The organism is Amycolatopsis balhimycina FH 1894, from assembly GCF_000384295.1.
Taxonomy (GTDB): domain Bacteria; phylum Actinomycetota; class Actinomycetes; order Mycobacteriales; family Pseudonocardiaceae; genus Amycolatopsis; species Amycolatopsis balhimycina.
The window spans coordinates 7,404,858-7,423,441 of sequence record NZ_KB913037.1; the positions used below are offsets into that span (position 1 = coordinate 7,404,858).

Consider the following 18,584-nt stretch of genomic DNA (forward strand, 5'->3'; position numbering starts at 1 on the left):
TCACGCCATCAGGCCACGGTGAACAGCAGCGCGGTGTTGTGACCGCCGAAGCCGAACGAGTTGCTGATCGCCGCGGTCAGCTCGACCTTGCGGGGTTCGCCCGCGACGACGTCCAGCTGCACCCGCGGGTCCAGGTCGGTCAGGTTCCGGGTGGCCGGCACGAGACCGTGGTAGAGCGACAGGACCGTGATGATCCCCTCGACCGCGCCGGCCCCGCCGACGAGGTGGCCGAGCGAGCCCTTCGGCGCCGTCACGATCGCGTGGTCGCCGACCGCGTTGCGGATCGCCGCCGCCTCGCCGATGTCACCGACCACAGTGGACGTCGCGTGGGCGTTCACGTGCCCGACGTCCGCGGGCGTCACGCCGGCCATCTTCATGGCCGCGCGCATCGCCGCGATCTGGCCGATGCCCTCGGGGTGGTTGCCGGTGATGTGGTAGGCGTCCGAGGTGATGCCGTGCCCGGCGACCGTGGCGTAGATGCGCGCCCCGCGGGCCTTCGCCAGGTCCGCGCGCTCCAGGATGACCACGCCGGAGCCCTCGCCGAGGACGAAGCCGTCGCGGCTGGAGTCGAACGGCCGCGACGCGCTCGCCGGGTCGTCGTTGCGCGTGGACACCGTGCGGGCCTGGGCGAACCCGGCCAGCGTGATCGGGTGGATGCACGCTTCGGCGCCCCCCGCGATCACGACGTCGGCGCGCCCGGAGCGGATCATCTCCACCCCGCTCGCGATGCCCTCGGCACCCGAGGCACAGGCCGAGGCCGGGGAGTGCACCCCGGCCCGCGCCTTGAGGTCGATGCCCACGTGCGCGGCCGGGCCGTTCGGCATCAGCATCGGCACGGTCAGCGGCGACACCTTGCGGAGACCCTGCTGGTGCAACAGGTCGTTCTGGGTGAGCAGGGTGACCGGGCCGCCGATGCCGGTGCCGATCGACACGCCGAGGCGGTCGGGGTCGACGTCGGTGTGCTCGTCGGTCGGCTCGGTGTATCCGGCGTCGGCCCACGCCTGCCGGGCGGCGATCAGCGCGACCTGCTCGCAGCGGTCCAGCCGGCGGGCCTGCACCCGCGGGAGGACTTCCGAGGGATCGACGGCCAGCTGACCGCCGATCTTGACCGGTAGCTGCAGCTCCTCGACCCAGTCGGCCTCGATCGCGCGAACCCCGCTCCGCCCGGCCAGCAGACCGTCCCAGGTGGACGTCACGTCCCCGCCGAGCGGTGTGGTGGCGCCGAGACCGGTGATCACGACGTCGATGTTGCTCATGGGAGTCTCCTCAAGGAGGGAAGAGGACTTACTTCGAGTTGGCCGACACGTAGTTCACCGCGTCGCCCACGGTCTTCAGGTTGGCGAGCTCGTCGTCCGGGATCTTGACGCCGAACTTGTCCTCGGCCTGCACGGCGATCTCGACCATCGACAGCGAGTCGATGTCCAGGTCGTCCACGAACGACTTCTCGGCGGTGACGTCGTCCTGAGCCACACCGGCGACCTCTTCGACGATCTCGGCGAGGCCGGCGAGGATCTCAGCGTTGTCAGCCATGGGGGTTGTTCCCTTCTCGGTCTTTCTGGGGTCTGGTTTCCCGTGGGCGAGTGCCCGCGGGGAGCGTAACGGTGATCAGGGGCAGACGAACGCCTGCCCGGCGTAGGACAGGCCCGCGCCGAACCCGACCGCGAGCACCAGGTCACCGGCCTTCGCCGTCCCGGCCTTGCGCATGTGGTCCAGCGCGAGGGGGATGGACGCCGACGACGTGTTGCCGGAGTACTTGATGTCGTCGGCGACGACCATGTCGTCGCGGGCGCCGTTGGCCCGCAGCTTCTTCGCGATCGCCTCGACGATGCGCAGGTTCGCCTGGTGCGGGATCAGCACGTCCACATCGGACGGCTTGAGCCCGGCGGCCTCCAGCGCGCCCAGCGCGATCGGCGCGATCTGCGTCGTCGCCCACCGGAAGACCGACTGGCCCTCCTGGTAGATGTACTTCTCGTCGCGCATGTAGATCAGATCGACCAGGTCGCCCGCGCTGCCCCAGGACACCGGGCCGATCTCCGGCTCGTCGGACGCGCCGACCACCGCGGCGCCCGCGCCGTCGGCGAAGATGATCGCGTTGGCCCGGTCGATCGGGTCGACCGAGTCGGTGAGCTTCTCGGCGCCGATGACCAGGACCTTCTTCGCCGAACCGGCCCGGATCAGGTCCGAGGCGACGCCGAGGCCGTAGCAGAACCCGGCGCAGGCGGCGTTGAGGTCGAACGCGCCGGGGCTCGGGATGCCGATCCGGGCGGCGACCTGCGCGGCGGCGTTCGGGATGAGCGTCGGCATCGTGCAGTTCGGCAGGATCACCGTGTCCACTTCGGACGGGTCGACCCCGGCGTCCGCCAGCGCGGCGGTGCCGGCGGCGACAGCCATGTCGGTGAGCAGCTCGTCCTTCTCGGCGAACCGGCGCTCGACGATCCCGACCCGGGACTGGATCCACTCGTCGTTGGTTTCCATGACCTGCGACAGGTCGTCGTTCGTGACGATCTTCGCGGGCTGGTAGCTGCCGATGCCCAGCACGCGGCTGCCGCGGGAGCCGGTGGTGAGGCTCAGGGTGGGTCGGTCGGTCACGAGGCGTCCTCCTGGCGCAGCGCCGCCAGCTCGGCAGGCGTCTTCAGCGCGGTGGTAGTGGTGACGACGCCCTTGAGCTGCCGCTTGACCAGGCCGGTCAGGGTGCCCGCGGGCGCGAGTTCAACGGTGCGGGTGACGCCGAGGGAGACCAGGCCGTCCATCGTCAGGTCCCAGCGGACCGACCGGGTGACCTGCGAAACCAGCCGCCGGAGGTACTCGGCCCCGCTGGTGACGACGGCGCCGTCCGCGTTCGACAGCAGCGGGCGGGCCGGGTCTGCCGGAGTCAGTTCGGCGGCATGGGCGCGCAACGCCTCTTCGGCGGGCGCCATGTACTGCGTGTGGAACGCACCGGCCACCTTGAGGGCGCGGATCTTCGTGCCTTCCAGGGGCTCGGCGACGATCTTCGCGATCGCGTCGGCGGCGCCGGAGGCGACGATCTGCCCGGCGCCGTTGCGGTTCGCGGCGGTCAGGCCCTGCTCTTCGAGCCACGCGACGACCTGCTCGGGGTCCCCGAGCATGACCGCGGCCATCGACGTCGGTTCCAGCGCGCACGCCTTCGCCATCTCGGCGCCGCGGACGGCGGCGAGCGCGACGGCGTCTTCCGGCTTCAGCACCCCGGCGATCGCGGCCGCGGCGAGCTCGCCGACGGAGTGACCGGCGACCGGGGCGTCCGCGGGCACCGGCGCGGTGGCCTGGAGGTGCTCGAAGGTGAGCAGCGACAGGGCGACGATCAGCGGCTGCGCGATCGCGGTGTCCTGGATCTCGTCGGCGTCCGCCTCGGTGCCGAGGCGGAGCAGGTCGAGCCCCGCGCGGTCGGACCACTGGGCGACGCGCTCGCGCGCGCCGTCGAGGTCGAGCCAGGGCGTGAACATGCCGGGGGCCTGGGACCCCTGACCGGGAGCGAGGACTGCTGCTGTCACCCTCCTAGACAACACGGGAGAGGGTGTTTTCCGGGATGCCGACGCTCACAGTGTCTGTGCGGCGTCTTTGTCGGAAACCTCCAAAGACGCGCCGGATAACCTCGCGCGTAACCCGGATGCCTTGTCGGGTTCAATCACCTTTCGCTGTTAAGTCCATCACGTGACGGCCGTCTCGGCAAGGTTCGGTCCTGCGGGGTGAGCAGGACGACCGGGATCACGCGGTCCGTCTTCCGCTCGTACTCCGCGTAGAGCGGGAAGACGCCCACCATTTTCGGCCAGAGGGACTCGCGCTCGGCCGGCGACGCGACCCGGGCGCGGGCGGTGAACCGGCGGGTGCCGGCCTGGACGCCGACGCTCGGCTCCGCCAGGAGGTTCTGGAACCACGCCGGGTCCTCGTCGGCGCCGCCCTTGGACGCGACGACAACGAAGTCGTCCCCCGACGTGCCGTAGATCAGGCAGGTTCGCCGGGGCACGCCGGTCCGGCGGCCGGTCGTGGCAAGGATCAGGGTGTGCACGCCGTTCGACTCGTGTCCCTCGGTGCCACCCGAGTCCAGGTACGTGCGGGTCTGCTCGGCGACCCAGGCCCACTGCGAGTCGGTGGAGTCGGTGGCGCGGTCGAGGTCGTCGGCGACGGCCATGGTGACGTCCTTTCGAAGCGGGGACGGGGGTTCAGCGGAGCTTCTCGGCCAGCGCGACGATGATGCCTTCGGGGCCGCGGAGGTAGCAGAGCCGGTGGCTGTCCCCGTACTGCACCAGTTCGCCCACGGGTTCGGTGCCGTGCGGGCGCACCCGGGCGAGGACGGCCTCGATGTCCTCGACGGCGAACATGATGCGACGGAGACCGAAGGCGTTGACCGGCGCGTCCCGCTCGGCGGCGGCGGGGGCCGCCGGCGCGTGGAACTTCATCAGCTCGAGGCGCCCGTGGCCGTCCGGCGTCCGCACCACGGCCATGTCGCACCGCACCCCCTCGAGACCGACGAGGACGTCCACCTCCGGTCCGCCGACCGTGGCTTCGCCCTCGAGCTCCAGGCCGAGAGCGACGAAGAACGCGGTCACCGCCGCGAGGTCGTCGACGACGACGCCGACGTTGTCCATCCGCTTGATCGTCATGTGTTCTCCCGCGTCACGCGGCCCCGGCGGCCGCTCGTGCTCCGGGGACGGAGCCGGCGGCGCGTTCTCGACATCCTCCGGTCACCAAAGTCCGCGGGCCCGCGCCAGCCGCCCGACGGTCAGCGCGATCCGCAGCACCAGGGCGTCGCGCGGGTCGGTCGGCTGGCAGCCCGTCAGGTCCGCCGCCTTCCGCAGCCGGTACCGGACCGTGTTCGGGTGGACGAACAGCGTCTTGGCGCACGTCTCCAGCACACCGCCGCTCTCGAGGTACGCCTCGACCGTGCGCTGCAGGGTCGGGCCTGCCTCTTCCAGCGGCCGCGCGATCGTGTCCACCAGCAGGCGTTCCGCCTCCGCGTCCCCGGACAGCGCGCGCTCGGGCAGCAGGTCCGCCGACCGGACCGGCCGGGGCGCGCCCGGCCAGCCGACCACCGCCCGCAGCCCCGAGAGCGCCTCCGTCGCGCTGTGGTGGGCCTCGGCCAGGGTCGGCACCGTCGGACCGGCGACGACCGGGCCTTCGGCGAACGCCACCGACATCCGGGCCAGGATCTCCCGCTCCTTCACACCGCCGTCGGTCGGCCCGCCCACCACGACCACCAGCCGGGAGCCCTGCACCGACAGCAGTACCGGGCGGCCCACGCGGGCGGCGCGGCTGCGGACCTCGAACACGATCGTCGGCGGGTCCTCCGACGGCGGGTTGCCGACCAGCACCGTGGCGGCCGCGGAGGGCTCCCAGCCCAGCGCCGTGGCCCGCGAGAGCACCGACTCCTCGGCGTCGCCGCGGACGATGCCGTCGACGACCAGCGCCTCGAGCCGGGCGTCCCACGCGCCGCGCGCCTCCGCCGCGGCGGCGTACGAGTTCGCCGCCGCGAACGCGATTTCCCGGCCGTAGCGCAGGATTCCCTCGATCAGCGCCGCGCGTTCCGCCTCGTTCGCGGCGAACTCGGGCAGTTGTTCTTCGAACACCTCGATGGCGAGCCGCACCATGCCGACCGCCTGGCGCAGGCTGACCCACCGGGACAGCTCGGCCGGCGCGTCGCGGAAGGCCTCGGTCGTGAGCTTCAGGGCTTCCTTGGAGTCCCGCAGCCAGGAAACGAAGCCGGCGGCCCCGGCCTGGGTGATCAGCAGGACGCTCGCGCGCTGGTCGGCGGGCAGCCGGGCGAACCACGGCAGCCGCCGCTCCATCACCGCGATGCTCGCGCTCGCCAGGCTGCCGGAGGCGCGTTCGAGCTGCCGAAGCGTCTTCGCGGACAGTCCGTGGTGCTTCGGCACCCGGCGCGGGGCGGTGGTTCCATCCATGGCGGACGCGATCCTACGTGCCCGCAACTTTCGTAGCCCCTCGCGGCAACGCGCGACAGTAGTCAGTGCGTGTACGGACTGCCTAGGATCGGGGCCACACAGGAACGGGGGACCGGGATGACCGGGTTAGAGATCGACGCGATCTCCAAACGCTACGGCGATGTCGTCGCCCTGCGCGAAATGACATTCGACGTCCGGCCGGGCGAATTGTTCGGATTCGTCGGAAGCAACGGCGCCGGCAAGACCACGACCATGCGGATCGCGCTCGGCGTGCTTTCCGCCGACGCCGGCGAAGTCCGCTACGACGGCGTGCCGGTGACGCACGAAACGCGCCGCCACATCGGGTACATGCCCGAAGAGCGCGGGCTTTACCCGAAGATGAAGGTGGCCGAGCAGCTGACGTACCTCGCGCGGCTGCACGGCATGTCCGCCGCCGACGCGCGGTCGTCGGCGGACGCCTGGACCGAACGGCTCGGCGTCGCCGGCCGCCGCGACGACGAGGTGCAGAAGCTCAGCCTCGGCAACCAGCAGCGCGTCCAGCTGGCCGCGGCGCTGGTGCACGAGCCGCGGATCCTGGTGCTCGACGAGCCGTTCTCCGGCCTCGACCCGGTCGCGGTCGACGTGATGAGCCAGGTGCTCAAGGAAAAGGCCGCCGAGGGCGTGCCGGTCGTGTTCTCCAGCCACCAGCTCGACTTGGTGGAGCGGCTCTGCGACCGGGTCGGGATCGTCCGCAGTGGACAGATGGTGGCCGTCGGCACGGTCGACGAGCTGCGCGCGGGCGGAGCGGTGCGGCTGCGGGTCGACGTCCCCGAGGCCGCCGACGGGTGGGCCGACGGCCTGCCCGGGGTGAAGGTGCTCGGCCGGACCGGCCCGGTGACCGAGGTCGAGCTGGGCGAGGGCGCCGACGACCAGGCCGTGCTCAAGGCCGCGCTGGCCACCGGGCCGGTGCGCGAGTTCGCGCGCGAGCAGCCGTCGCTGGCCGACCTGTTCCGCTCCGTCGTCACCGAGGAGGTCCACGCGTGAGCGCCCCGGTTCCGGACGTCCGGATGAGCCCCACTGCCGCCGTGGGGCTGGTGGCCTCCCGCGAAATCAGCACCCGCGTGAAGTCCAAGGCGTTCCGCGTCAGCACGGTGATCATGCTGCTGCTGATCGTGGTCGGCATCGTCGTGATCAAGCTGATCTCCGGCGGGGGCGGCGCCGACGCGACCGTCGGCTACACCTCGGCGACCGCTCCGCTGGCCGCGCCGCTGAAGGCCGGCGGCCAGGCGGTCGACGAGAAGATCGAGACGGTGCAGGTCGCCGACGAGGCCGCCGGGCGCGCGAAGCTGGCCGACGGCTCGCTCGACGCGCTGCTCACCGGCGACGGCAAGAGCGTGCACGTCCAGGTGAAGAAGGACCTCGACGGCAAGCTCGCGAACGTCCTGCAGCTGCTGTCCCAGCAGGTGGCGCTCAACCAGCAGATCACCGCGCTGGGCGGGAACCCGGCGCAGTTCCAGGCCGCGATCGCGTCGGCGAAGTTCGTCGAAGACCCGCCGCTGGAGCAGCCGTACGACTACAACGGCCAGCAGCTGGTGCTGGGCATCGTCGCCGGCATCCTGATCTACCTCTCGCTGATGATCAACGGCCAGACCGTCGCGCAGGGCGTGGTCGAGGAGAAGACGTCGCGGGTGGTCGAGCTGCTGCTGTCGACGATCAAGCCGTGGCAGCTGATGGCCGGGAAGGTGCTCGGCATCGGCGTGGTCGGGCTGATCCAGATGCTCGTGATCGGGATCGGCGGAGTCGTCGCCGGGCTGGCGACGAATGTGCTCACCATTTCCGTCTCGGCGGCCGTGGGCACCGTCGTCTGGCTGGTCGTGTGGTACCTGCTCGGGTTCTTCATGTACTCGATCGTGTTCGCCGCGCTCGGCGCGCTGGTTTCGCGCCAGGAAGACGTCGGCGGCGCGGTGATGCCCGCGCTGATGTTCGTGATCGCCGGTTACGTGATCGGCATTTCCGTGCTGCCGTCGGATCCGGGCAACACGTTCGTCGAAGTGCTTTCCGTGATTCCGGTGTTTTCGCCGACGCTGATGCCGATGCGGCTGGCGATGGGCGGAGTGCCCGTTTGGGAAGCGGTGGTGTCCGTGGGGCTGGTGGTGCTGCTGATTCCGGGGCTGATCTGGCTCGCCGCGCGGATCTACCGGAATGCGGTCATGCGCACCGGCGCGAAGGTGAAACTCCGCGACGCCCTGCGCGCCGCCTGACGTTTCCCGCCGTTACTGCCGAGAATGCTCGAGGCCGCCCGGCGCTTGCGGTTTACGCTGCGCCGGACGGCCTCGTCTCCCCGGTCCCCACCGGTAGAACCAGTATGGCCACGGGTGATCTTCGCGCGCCAGTCGTCTCACTCGATCGTGGGGCGCACGAGTTGCCGCACCTGGGTACTTGATCGACGATCCGGTGCAAATCCGTGGAGGGAGCCGATATGGGCGAGCAACTGAAGGACGGGCTCGGGCAGGCGTGGGCCATGGTGGCCACGTTCGTCCCGAAACTCGTGGGATTCCTGATCATCCTGCTGATCGGCTGGCTGATCGCGAAAGCCGTCTCGAAAGGGCTGGCGCTCGTGCTCGGGAAAGCCGGTTTCGGGAAACTGGTCGAGCGGACCGGGCTGAGCGGAAAGGTCGGCCAGCAGAAGATCGACGCGACCGGGATCCTCGTCAAATTGGTCTACTACTTCATTCTGCTGATCGCGCTGCAGCTGGCGTTCGGCGTGTTCGGGCCGACCAACCCGGTGAGCCAGCTGCTCAACGACATCATCGCGTTCCTGCCGCGGATCGTGGTGGCGCTGGTGCTCGTCGTGGTGGCGGCGGCGATCGCGAAGGTGGCACGGGACGTGGTCGCGTCCGCGTTGTCCGGCCGCGGGGCGGCGCGCCCGCTTTCGCTGGCGGCCTACTGGCTGATCATGGCGTTCGGCATCATCGCGGCGCTCGGCCAGGTGAACATCGCGACGGCGATCACCGGCCCGGTGCTGATCGCGGTCCTGGCGACGATCGGCGGCGTGATCGTGGTCGGCTTCGGCGGCGGCCTGATCAAGCCTGCCCAGGACCGCTGGCGCGGCTGGATCGCGAACATGGAGCACCAGCTGGAGACCCCGGCCCAGCGCACGGGCGAGATGGGCGCGGGCCCGGCGGCCCCGCGCGCGATGGCCGACAGCACCCCGACGCCGCCGGTCGGGACCCCGCGCCCCCAGATCTGAGCGGGCGTCCAGGACGGGCCCGGCGGACGGGGAAGCCGCCGGGCCCGTCCCACACTCCGGGATGTTCCGCCGCTCACAGTCCCTGGGGAATGCGTCCGTCACGGAGCATGTTGGGAGCCGTAGGACGAAAGGGGCGTGCCGTGGACTTCCTCCTGCACCACGGGATCACCGTGCTGGGCCAGTGGATTTCGATCGCGGAGCTCGCCGGGCAGGTGTTCGCGCTGGCCGTCGTGTTCCTCGCGCAGCGTCGCACCCTGTGGACGTGGCCCGTGCAGGTCGGGGCCACTGTGCTGCTGTTCGCCGTCTACGTCTCGGCCCACCTCGGCGGGCTCGCCGCACGGCAGGTCGCGATCCTCGCCATCTCCCTCTACGGCTGGTGGGCCTGGACGCGCCGCAAGGACCCGGTGTTCGGCGTCGTCGTGCGGAAGGGGCGGCTCGCCGAACGGCTGGCCATGCTCGGCGCCTTCGCCGCCGGCACCACCGTGATGGCGCTGGTCCTCGACGCCCTGAACGCGTCATGGGCGCCCTGGCCGGACGCCGCGATCTTCGTCGGGACGCTGGTGGCCTTCGGCGCGCAAGGGGCGGGGCTCGTCGAGTTCTGGCTCGTCTGGCTGGTCGTCGACGCGATCGGCGTGCCGCTGCAGATCTCGTCCGGGCTGTACTTCTCCGCCGCGGTCTACATCGTCTTCGCCGGGCTCGTCGTGCACGGCTGGTGGAGCTGGAACCGCTCGGCCAACCGCCTCGAAGCCCGCAAGGTCACGCCGGCGACCAGCTGAGCCCTGAGCCCCGCCGTTCAGCGGAGGGTGGCGTGTGACGGGGTGAGGTCGGCGAGGGTGCGGACGCCGAGCAGCTGCATCGTGCGGACCAGTTCGGTGCGCAGGATGTCGACGCTGCGCTGGACGCCGCGCTCGCCGCCGGCCATCAGGCCGTACAGGAACGCGCGGCCGACCAGCACCGCGTTCGCGCCGCGGGCGATCGCCGCCACGATGTCGCCGCCCGAGAGGATGCCCGTGTCGATCCAGATCTCCGCGCCGCCCTGGACCTCGTCCAGCACCGCCGGGAGCAGTTCCAGGGGCGTCGGCGCGCGGTCCAGCTGGCGGCCGCCGTGGTTGGACAGCAGGACCGCGTCGGCGCCGTGCTTCACGACGTCGCGCGCGTCGTCGACGCTCTGGACGCCCTTGACCACGAGCTTCCCCGGCCAGGTGCGGCGCACCCAGTCGAGGTCGTCGTAGTTCAGCGTCGGGTCGAACAGCTTGTTCAGCAGCTCGGCCACCGTGCCGCCGAACTGGTTGAGCGAAGCGAACGTCAGGGGCTCGGTGGTGAGCAGGTTGAACCACCACGCCGGGTGCGTCGCGCCGTCGAGGAACGTCTTGAGCGTGAGCGCCGGCGGGATGGTCAGCCCGTTGCGGACGTCCCGCAGCCGGGCCCCCGCGACCGGCGTGTCCACGGTCAGCATGAGCGTGTCGTAGCCGTGCTCCCACGCACGATTCATCAGATCTTCCCCGGCGCCGTGGTCGCGCCAGACGTAGAGCTGGAACCACTTGCGGGCGCCCGGCGCGGCCGCCGCCAGGTCCTCGATCGACGTCGTCGCCATCGTCGAGAGCCCGACCGGGATGCCGTTGCGCTCGGCGACGCGCGCGACCGCGCTCTCGCCCTCGTGCTGCATCATCCGGGTGAACCCGGTGGGGGCGAAGGCGAACGGCAGTGCCGAGGTCTTGCCGAGGATCTCCCGTGAGGTGTCCACATCGGACACCCCGCGCAGCACGTTCGGGTGGAACTCGACGCGGCGGTACGCCTGGCGGGCGCGCAGCAGGCTGTCCTCGAGCTCGGCCGCACCGTCGGTGTAGTCGAACGCCGCCCGCGGGGTCCGCTTGCGCGCGATCATCCGCAGGTCGGCGATGGTGTGCGCGTTCGCCAGCCGCCGGTCCGTCGGGTTCAGCACGATCGGCTTCGGCCGCAGGATCTGCTTCAGCTCGTCCGGCTTCGGCAGTCGGCGCTTGGTCACCTTCATCAACTCCCTACACGCAACGGGACCCGGCAGACATCGGATGTCTGCCGGGTCCCGAACCTAGCATTGTTTCTCCGACGCGAGGTCAGGCGTTCCCGGAATCCGACGTCTGCGGCCCGGCGGCCGTGATGTCGTCGAGCCGGTACTTCGTCGCCGCATCGAGCACCTTCGCCTGGTCGACCTCGCCGCGCTTGGCGAGGATCGACAGCGCGCCGACGGTGATCGACTCGGCGTCGACCAGGAACTTCCGCCGCGCCGCCGGCCGGGTGTCGGAGAAGCCGAACCCGTCGGTGCCCAGCGTCAGCATGTCGGTCGGCACGTATGGGCGGATCAGGTCCGGCACCGCGCGCATCCAGTCCGACACCGCCACGACCGGGCCGTTCGAGCCCGAAAGCGCCTCTGTGACGTACGGCACGCGCGGCTCGCTGCCCGGGTAGAGCAGGTTGTCGTGGTCGATCTCGACGGCTTCGCGCCGCAGCTCCGTCCACGACGTGGCCGACCACACGGCCGCCCGCACGCCCCACTCCTCGGCCAGCATCTTCTGGGCCTTCAGCGCGTCCGGCATCGTGACGCCGGAGACCAGGATCTGGACCTCCGGGCCGTCGCCCGACGGCGCGTCGGCGTACTTGTACAAGCCCTTGAGCAGGCCGTCGACGTCGAGGTTCTCCGGCTCGGCGGGCTGCTGGTACGGCTCGTTGTAGATCGTCATGTAGTAGAAGACGTTCTCGCCGTTGCCGTCCGGGCCGGTCTCGCCGTACATCCGGCGGAGGCCGTCCCTCACGATGTGCGCGATCTCGAACGACCACGCCGGGTCGTAGGCCACCGCGGCCGGGTTGGTCGCCGCCAGCAGCAGCGAGTGCCCGTCCGCGTGCTGCAGACCCTCACCCGTCAGGGTGGTGCGGCCGGCGGTGGCGCCGATGACGAACCCGCGGGCCATCTGGTCGGCGGCGGCGTACAGGCCGTCACCGGTCCGCTGGAACCCGAACATCGAGTAGAAGATGTAGATCGGGATCATCGGCTCGCCGTGCGTCGCGTACGAGGTGCCGACGGCGGTGAACGACGCGGTCGAGCCCGCCTCGTTGATGCCCTCGTGCAGCAGCTGGCCCTTCTCGGACTCCTTGTAGGCCAGCATCAGGCTCGCGTCGACCGACGTGTACGTCTGGCCGTGCGGGTTGTAGATCTTGGCCGTCGGGAACATCGAGTCGAGGCCGAAGGTGCGGGCCTCGTCCGGGATGATCGGGACGACGCGCTTGCCGATCTCGGAGTCCTTGGCCAGCTCGCGGACCAGCCGGACGAACGCCATCGTCGTGGCGACCTCCTGCTTGCCGGAGCCCTTCCGGATGCCCTCGTAGACCTTGTCGCCGGGCAGGACCAGCGCCTTCGCGGCCTTCGGGCGGCGTTCCGGCAGGAACCCGCCGAGCGCCTTGCGGCGGCCGATCATGTACTCGATCTCGGGCGAGTTCGCGCCCGGGTGGTAGTACGGCGGCAGCTTCGGGTTGCGCTCCAGCTCCTCGTCGCTGATCGGGATCCGCTGCGAGTCGCGGAACAGCTTCAGGTCGTCGAGGGTGAGCTTCTTCATCTGGTGCGTGGCGTTGCGGCCCTCGAACGCCGGGCCCAGGCCGTAGCCCTTGATGGTGTGGGCCAGGATCACCGTCGGCTGGCCGTGGTGCTCCAGCGCCGCCTTGTAGGCCGCGTGCACCTTGCGGTAGTCGTGGCCGCCGCGCTTGAGGTTCCAGATGTCGGCGTCGGAGAGGTCCTTGACCAGGTCCTTCGTCCGCGGGTCGCGGCCGAAGAAGTGCTCGCGGACGAAGGCGCCGTCGTTGGCCTTGTACGTCTGGTAGTCACCGTCCGGGGTGACGTTCATCAGGTTGACCAGCGCGCCGTCGCGGTCGGCGTGCAGCAGCGAGTCCCACTCGCGGCCCCAGATCACCTTGATGACGTTCCAGCCGGCGCCGCGGAAGTACGACTCCAGCTCCTGGATGATCTTGCCGTTGCCGCGCACCGGGCCGTCGAGCCGCTGCAGGTTGCAGTTGATCACGAAGGTGAGATTGTCGAGGCCCTCGCCGGCCGCGACGTGGATGAGCCCCCGCGACTCGGCCTCGTCCATCTCGCCGTCGCCGAGGAACGCCCAGATGTGCTGGTCGTCGGTGTTCTTGATGCCGCGGTCGCGCAGGTAGCGGTTGAACCGCGCCTGGTAGATGGCGTTCATCGGGCCGAGGCCCATGGACACCGTCGGGTTCTCCCAGAACTCCGGCATCAGCCGCGGGTGCGGGTACGACGGCAGGCCGCCGCCCTCGCCGGCGTGGCTGAACTCCTGGCGGAAGCCGTCGAGCTGCGACTCCGAGAGCCGGCCCTCGAGGAACGCGCGGGCGTAGATGCCGGGGGAGGCGTGGCCCTGGATGTAGATCTGGTCGCCGCCGCCGGAGTGGTCCTTGCCGCGGAAGAAGTGGTTGAAACCCACCTCGTACAGCGCGGCCGAGGACGCGTAGGTCGAGATGTGCCCGCCGACGCCGACGCCCGGGCGCTGCGCCCGGTGCACCATGATCGCCGCGTTCCAGCGGATGTAGGCGCGGTAGCGGCGCTCGATCTCCTCGTCGCCGGGGAACCAGGGCTCGTTTTCGGTGGGGATGGTGTTGACGTAGTCCGTCGAGGTCAGGGCCGGGACGCCGACGTTCCGTTCCCGGGCCCGCTCGAGGATGCGCAGCATCAGGTAACGGGCCCGCTGCTGACCGCCCCTCGCCAGAGCCTCGTCGAAGGAGTCCAGCCACTCGGCGGTCTCCTCCGGGTCGATGTCGGGCAGGTGCGCCGCCAATCCGTCACGGATGACGCGTACGCGTGCCGGGGTCTCCTTGCCGGAGGCGCCGTCGTTCTGCGGGGCCAAGGGGTCTCCTTGCGAAAAGTTGTAGCCGGTGGTGCTCGTACGCGTGGGGTGTACGACTCTCCATCGTCGTCTTCCGTCCCGGCTTCCGCACCGCTACTTGGCGGTAACATGGGCCGACCCGGTCGAGCCACTCCCGGCGCGCGGTGTATCGCGCGCGCGTTTTCTTCCTCCCTACCCTAGGGGACGGGTCCCGGCGGGGTGGCAGACCGGTCCCCGGAGGTACCCGAAACGCCGTCGCGGGATGTCCCCCGCGGGCCGTATCCTGCGACACGACTTGTCAAAGATCCGGTGTGGACGGTTGCGCGCGGAGCCGCACCAGTGTTCGCTATCGGCAACCGGGTAGCCGAGTGTGGCGAAGCCGTACCCTCTCCGAGAGGGGCGACGCCACGCTCCGTCGTAGTTGGAGGAGTGAAAGCAGTGGTCGCCGCGGGAGACGCTGATCAGAGCAGCGTCGCCGAAAGGCTCGGCATCAAGCCCGAGATGGTGGTCCAGGAGATCGGCTGGGACGAGGACGTCGACGACGACCTCCGCGCGGCGATCGAGGAGCAGATCGGCGGGGACATCCTCGACGAGGAAGCCGACGAGGTCATCGACGTGGTGCTGCTGTGGTGGCGCCAGGACGACGGCGACCTCGGCGACGCGCTCATCGACGCCCGGGGCCCCCTGGAGGAGACCGGCGTGATCTGGGTGCTCACCCCGAAGACGGGACAGCCCGGGCACGTCGAGCCGAGCGAGATCGCCGAAGCGGTGCCTGTCGTCGGGTTGGCCCAGACCGCCAACATGAGCGTCGGCCCGAACTGGATCGGCACCAGGCTGGTGTCGCCGAAGTCGAAGTCGAAGCAGCGCTGAACCGGCCTCGCCGGACACGATAGGGTTGTCCTCGCAGGCACGTGTCCGTTCGGGAGAGGAAACGCGGTATGACCGTCGAGGTCGGTTCTGAGGCCCCTGACTTCACGCTCAACGACTACAACAAGCAGCCGGTCCAGCTGTCGTCGTTCCGGGGTGACAAGCCGGTTCTGCTGGTCTTCTACCCGTTCGCGTTCAGCGGCATCTGCACCGGCGAGCTGTGCCAGCTCCGTGACGAGTTCGCGGACTACGACAACAAGGGCGTCCAGGTACTGGGCGTCTCGGTCGACACGCCGTTCTCGCTCAAGGCGTGGGCCGAGAAGGAGGGCTACCAGTTCCCGCTGCTGTCGGACTTCTGGCCGCACGGCGAGGTGGCTCGTGCGTACGGCGTGTTCAACGAGCAGGCCGGCCTGGCGGTGCGCGGCACGTTCCTGATCGACACCTCCGGTGTGGTCAAGTTCGCCGAGGTCAACGCGCCGGGCGAGGCCCGCGACCAGCAGGGCTGGAAGAAGGCCGTGGCCGAACTGGCCTGATGTCTCCGGGCGGCGGCTCCCCTCACCGAGCGGGAGCCGCCGCCTGAGGGCGCATAGCTCAGCGGAAGAGCACTCGGTTTACACCCGAGCGGTCGCAGGTTCGAACCCTGCTGCGCCCACCAAGTACTCGTCTTGCACACCGTTAGCAAATGAAAAAACGTTGCTAGGTGTGACGTCATTATCACTTTCCGTATCGCCACGGCGCGCGCCGCGTCGGCCGCTCGTCGCCCGTCTCTGCTCGCCCGGATGCGTCCCATCGGGTGAATCTCCGGGCTCGTCTCCGGCCGTCTGGGCCGCGCGGGACAGTCCGCCAGTGCCGCGTGCGTCCGCCAACCGCACCGACAACTCCTGGGCGAGGAGCGCGGCAAACGGCTCCGTCAGCTCAACCCGCACCACCGAGCCGTCTTGCCCAATGAACAGCTTCACGAAGAAGCCCTGATTGATTTGCCGCCGGACAGGCTCCGGTGCTGTGGCATAGGCCCGGTGACACCGCCCCGCCGCCGCCAAGGCCGCTTCGAGGGTGCCCTCGACCTCAGCCGTGGAGGTTTGTGCTGCGGCAATCAGTGCGTCCGCCTCGGCGAGCGTCCGCGTCAGCCGCTTCATCTCCGAGCCGAGCACGTCCTCCGGGATGTGCCCGCATAGTGCGCGCGGAGCAGCTTCTGTCGCTCGTCCGTCGCCTGTTGTTTTGCGTTTGACCGCCTGAGTCGCGTGGCGGCGTGCCTCCTCCTGGTCGGCAGTCAGCAGCGCTCGCACGCCGGCGCGGATCTGTTCGACGTGAGCCGCGCTCACCTCGAACCGCTCGTAGAACCGGGCAATGCCCTCCTCGATACGCTCCAGCCTCACGGCTGGGCGGCGGCAGTTGCTCGTCTTGGTCTTCTTCTTGACGCACACGTAGTACGTGTAAGCGCCGCCGTTACCGACGTAAATCGAGTAGACCAACCGGCCCCCGCAGTCGGCGCAGTAGATCGTGCTGCGCAGATAGTGCGTGTGCTTGCGGTCCTTCTCGCCGAGGTGGGCGTGCGCCGCCAAGATGTCTTGGATCGCCAGCCACGTCTCCGGCTCGATGAGCGGTGTGTGCTTGCCTTCGTAGTGAATGCCCTGGTACGACACAATGCCCATGAAGTCCCTAAGGAATACTGGACATTCAGTGAGCGGAATTATTTTTCCGCATTGAGCCGGGAAAATCGACGCCAAGTCGCCTGTCAACATGACGGCTCACGGCATATTAGCGAGAGTTGGCGGCATGTTCGCACCGATCTCTGCTACGGGATAGATTGGGATTGGTAGTGCTTCGCTGGTGATACTTTCGCCCTTGTTGCACTTGAACAACTTTTCGTGATCGCTTATAATGCGGCCGCGCGGTTGGCATTGCCGCCAGTCTTTCGAGGTCTGATGTAAAGAACTATTGAAATTGATTCTTTACACTGCCTGCGCATCAATCATTTGGCTTCCAGTCATGATTATTTTCAGACGCGGGGTAGAGCAGCTCGGTAGCTCGCTGGGACGACTTCCCAGAGGTCGCAGGTTCAAATCCTGTCCCCGCTACAACCCTGACCAGTGCACCCCCACGCAGGTTGGTGTCCAAAATCCTGAAAAGGAGGTGTTGCTAAGTCGAAGGCGGAGGCTAACTGACATCAGTCCTACCACACAATCTGGCTGCATCTGTGGCCGGATCAACCCAACGCTCGGCCTCCTCTGGAGGTCGGGCGACTTTTCGCTTGAGTGCATCTATGCAGTTAGTCACTCTTGCCAGCACTTGATTTACGGCAATTCCTCCCGTTCCAAAAAAGCCACCGCCACCCGCCGCGCCTCAGTTAGCGGCACCTCGTAGCTCGCCGGTATCTCGCTGGCATTGCCCATGTAGTCATAGACAACCTTACCCGTCAGACTGGCGTCGCCCACGGTGTGCGCCGAGCGCGGAGTCATAAACATAACGAAGCCTGTCTCCTGACCAATCCCCATATCAAACACCCCGCGTCGCGGGTCGCCTTGTACGGAGCACTCCACCATCGAGGGGACGGGCATCCCTTTCGTGTCGGCCTGCACTCGGGCAATCAGGGCGTCGAGTTCGGCGGCCGTGCTCACCAGAATGGGCGGGTCGCCTTCGGCGTAGTCGTTTTCCGGCTCCTGGTTGTACCAGACTTCCAGCGTCACCACGGCTTCGCTCCTCCGGTAAACGTCTTGCGGTACCGCGGTGCGTGTACCGTCATGGAATAGCCGTCCGGCAGGATAACCGGCACCAAGGTGTCACACCCGTACGGACCCTTACAGGGCCGGTTATTGAGTGCCACATCCAAGTGCTTCCGTCCTTCGTGCACCATGCGGGCGGCCAGCTTCTGCTCTACGTCCGATACCCGCGTCGTCTCCGCTGGTACCGGAATGCCGCGCTCTTGCAAGATGGCCCATGCCCGCGCCGAGTCCTCGTCCCGCCCGCTGGCTATCGGGTGCGCCTGGCCGTGCTCGTCAACCCATTGCCCGTGGGTCTTGACACCCGAGTTGGCGACCACCGGCGGCGGCAGCCCGGCTTGGAGGGCTTCGGCTTGTTCCCGGGTGAGCCGCTGGCCATCCGGCACCGCCGAGGCCGGCGCGGCGGCAGCTGGTGGCTGTGTCGGCGTCCCAGCCGGGTCGCCGCCTCCGTCCGGCGGGTTGGTGGCTCCGAGGCGTTCGAGATAGCCGCTCAGCGCTCCGCTGGCGCGACCCACCAGACCGGCTATCTCGCTCGCGCCCTGCGCGGCGGTGCTCAGGCCACCAACAGCCTGCGTCATCTCCGGCTGCTGTGAGCCGGTCTGGCTCAAGGCTTGGGCGGCTTCTTCGAGCAGGCTGGCGGCTTGCGTCAGGCTGGCGGTGGACAGCTTGCCCAGCGCCGTGCGTACGGCTGCCACTAGCTCCGTCACTCCCGCCATGATCGCCCCCAGTGTCCATACTGGCTGTTCAACGGCTTGCTATCACTGCCCGCGCGGGGTGACGAGGACGAGTCCGCGTCGCGCCTCGGCCAGCTCGGCGGTGGTGGCGGTCGCTCGGGCAGCTGGCGCAGGCCGTCCAAGACGCGCTGCATAGCGGTGCGGTCTGGCACCGTGAACCGGGACGGTGGTTGCGGGCGCGACGGCTGGCGGTGTGGCTCGGCGCGCTGAACGTACAGCCGGGGCCGCCGGGGCAGTACCGACCGCAGGGG

General features: G+C 69.3%; 18 protein-coding genes and 2 tRNA genes. 8 read left to right on the forward strand and 12 right to left on the reverse strand.

Translation table 11 applies throughout. The features are described 5' to 3' along the window. Window positions 1-8: 8 nt before the first annotated feature. The 7 genes from A3CE_RS0134095 to A3CE_RS0134125 all read right to left on the reverse strand — a co-directional run bounded on the left by A3CE_RS0134095 (window position 9) and on the right by A3CE_RS0134125 (window position 5,915). Entirely contained in the window at window positions 9-1,256 is a 1,248-nt protein-coding gene (locus A3CE_RS0134095; protein WP_020644589.1) for a beta-ketoacyl-[acyl-carrier-protein] synthase family protein, read from the reverse strand. A gap of 28 nt (window positions 1,257-1,284) precedes the next feature. Further along, complete coding sequence (locus tag A3CE_RS0134100; RefSeq protein WP_004559006.1) at window positions 1,285-1,530, reverse strand: acyl carrier protein; 246 nt, start codon at window positions 1,528-1,530, stop codon at window positions 1,285-1,287. Between the two features lie 75 nt (window positions 1,531-1,605). Next, window positions 1,606-2,589, reverse strand: a complete 984-nt coding sequence (locus A3CE_RS0134105; RefSeq protein WP_020644590.1) for a beta-ketoacyl-ACP synthase III — start codon at window positions 2,587-2,589, stop codon at window positions 1,606-1,608. Then, window positions 2,586-3,509, reverse strand: coding sequence for an ACP S-malonyltransferase (locus A3CE_RS0134110; protein WP_185839832.1), 924 nt, complete (start codon window positions 3,507-3,509; stop codon window positions 2,586-2,588). Before A3CE_RS0134110 ends, A3CE_RS0134105 begins: the two co-directional genes overlap by 4 nt. A gap of 134 nt (window positions 3,510-3,643) precedes the next feature. Beyond that, window positions 3,644-4,147 carry a nitroreductase family deazaflavin-dependent oxidoreductase gene (locus A3CE_RS52045; protein ID WP_020644592.1) on the reverse strand — a complete coding sequence of 168 codons (504 nt, stop codon included), beginning with the start codon at window positions 4,145-4,147 and terminating at the stop codon, window positions 3,644-3,646. Between the two features lie 31 nt (window positions 4,148-4,178). Beyond that, window positions 4,179-4,619: a VOC family protein gene (locus tag A3CE_RS0134120; protein WP_020644593.1), complete on the reverse strand. Its 441-nt coding sequence runs from the start codon at window positions 4,617-4,619 to the stop codon at window positions 4,179-4,181. 81 nt (window positions 4,620-4,700) lie between these two features. Further along, window positions 4,701-5,915, reverse strand: a complete 1,215-nt coding sequence (locus A3CE_RS0134125) for a PucR family transcriptional regulator (RefSeq protein WP_020644594.1) — start codon at window positions 5,913-5,915, stop codon at window positions 4,701-4,703. A 117-nt stretch (window positions 5,916-6,032) separates the two neighbouring features. Here A3CE_RS0134125 and A3CE_RS0134130 point away from each other — a divergent pair, with 117 nt between their 5' ends. From A3CE_RS0134130 to A3CE_RS0134145, 4 genes are all read left to right on the forward strand, one after another. Beyond that, on the forward strand, window positions 6,033-6,938 hold the full coding sequence (locus A3CE_RS0134130; protein ID WP_020644595.1) for an ABC transporter ATP-binding protein: 906 nt from the start codon (window positions 6,033-6,035) through the stop codon (window positions 6,936-6,938). A gap of 23 nt (window positions 6,939-6,961) precedes the next feature. After that, complete coding sequence (locus A3CE_RS0134135) at window positions 6,962-8,155, forward strand: ABC transporter permease (protein WP_026469136.1); 1,194 nt, start codon at window positions 6,962-6,964, stop codon at window positions 8,153-8,155. A gap of 218 nt (window positions 8,156-8,373) precedes the next feature. After that, the gene (locus A3CE_RS0134140) at window positions 8,374-9,144 is read left to right on the forward strand and encodes a mechanosensitive ion channel family protein (protein WP_020644597.1); all 771 of its coding nucleotides are present in this window, start codon (window positions 8,374-8,376) and stop codon (window positions 9,142-9,144) included. A gap of 140 nt (window positions 9,145-9,284) precedes the next feature. Continuing rightward, on the forward strand, window positions 9,285-9,920 hold the full coding sequence (locus A3CE_RS0134145; RefSeq protein ID WP_020644598.1) for a nicotinamide mononucleotide transporter family protein: 636 nt from the start codon (window positions 9,285-9,287) through the stop codon (window positions 9,918-9,920). Window positions 9,921-9,937: 17 nt separating this feature from the next. Here A3CE_RS0134145 and A3CE_RS0134150 read toward each other — a convergent pair whose 3' ends face one another. Together A3CE_RS0134150 and aceE are read right to left on the reverse strand one after the other, a co-directional pair. Next, window positions 9,938-11,149, reverse strand: coding sequence for an alpha-hydroxy acid oxidase (locus tag A3CE_RS0134150; protein ID WP_026469137.1), 1,212 nt, complete (start codon window positions 11,147-11,149; stop codon window positions 9,938-9,940). 88 nt (window positions 11,150-11,237) lie between these two features. Further along, entirely contained in the window at window positions 11,238-14,033 is a 2,796-nt protein-coding gene (gene aceE, locus A3CE_RS0134155) for a pyruvate dehydrogenase (acetyl-transferring), homodimeric type (protein ID WP_020644600.1), read from the reverse strand. 417 nt (window positions 14,034-14,450) lie between these two features. On the opposite strand from aceE, the gene A3CE_RS0134160 reads away from it, so the two are divergent. From A3CE_RS0134160 to A3CE_RS0134170, 3 genes are all read left to right on the forward strand, one after another. Then, on the forward strand, window positions 14,451-14,882 hold the full coding sequence (locus A3CE_RS0134160; RefSeq protein WP_020644601.1) for a DUF3052 domain-containing protein: 432 nt from the start codon (window positions 14,451-14,453) through the stop codon (window positions 14,880-14,882). A 68-nt stretch (window positions 14,883-14,950) separates the two neighbouring features. After that, window positions 14,951-15,412 (forward strand): peroxiredoxin, encoded by a 462-nt coding sequence (locus A3CE_RS0134165; RefSeq protein WP_020644602.1) that lies wholly within the window; start codon window positions 14,951-14,953, stop codon window positions 15,410-15,412. A gap of 47 nt (window positions 15,413-15,459) precedes the next feature. Beyond that, a tRNA-Val gene (locus tag A3CE_RS0134170) sits at window positions 15,460-15,534 on the forward strand. Here A3CE_RS0134170 and A3CE_RS55520 read toward each other — a convergent pair. After that, complete coding sequence (locus A3CE_RS55520; protein WP_084642157.1) at window positions 15,491-16,621, reverse strand: recombinase zinc beta ribbon domain-containing protein; 1,131 nt, start codon at window positions 16,619-16,621, stop codon at window positions 15,491-15,493. The two genes, A3CE_RS0134170 and A3CE_RS55520, sit on opposite strands and share 44 nt — an antisense overlap. A gap of 262 nt (window positions 16,622-16,883) precedes the next feature. Here A3CE_RS55520 and A3CE_RS0134180 point away from each other — a divergent pair. After that, a tRNA-Ser gene (locus tag A3CE_RS0134180) sits at window positions 16,884-16,957 on the forward strand. A gap of 216 nt (window positions 16,958-17,173) precedes the next feature. Here the strand turns inward: A3CE_RS0134180 and A3CE_RS52050 are convergent. Together A3CE_RS52050 and A3CE_RS0134190 are read right to left on the reverse strand one after the other, a co-directional pair. Next, window positions 17,174-17,569, reverse strand: a complete 396-nt coding sequence (locus A3CE_RS52050; protein ID WP_020644603.1) for an Imm1 family immunity protein — start codon at window positions 17,567-17,569, stop codon at window positions 17,174-17,176. Next, a complete protein-coding gene (locus A3CE_RS0134190) occupies window positions 17,563-18,315 on the reverse strand; it encodes a DddA-like double-stranded DNA deaminase toxin (RefSeq protein WP_020644604.1) in 753 nt (250 codons plus the stop codon). The genes A3CE_RS52050 and A3CE_RS0134190 overlap by 7 nt, the downstream gene beginning before the upstream one ends. Between the last annotated feature and the right edge of the window lie 269 nt (window positions 18,316-18,584).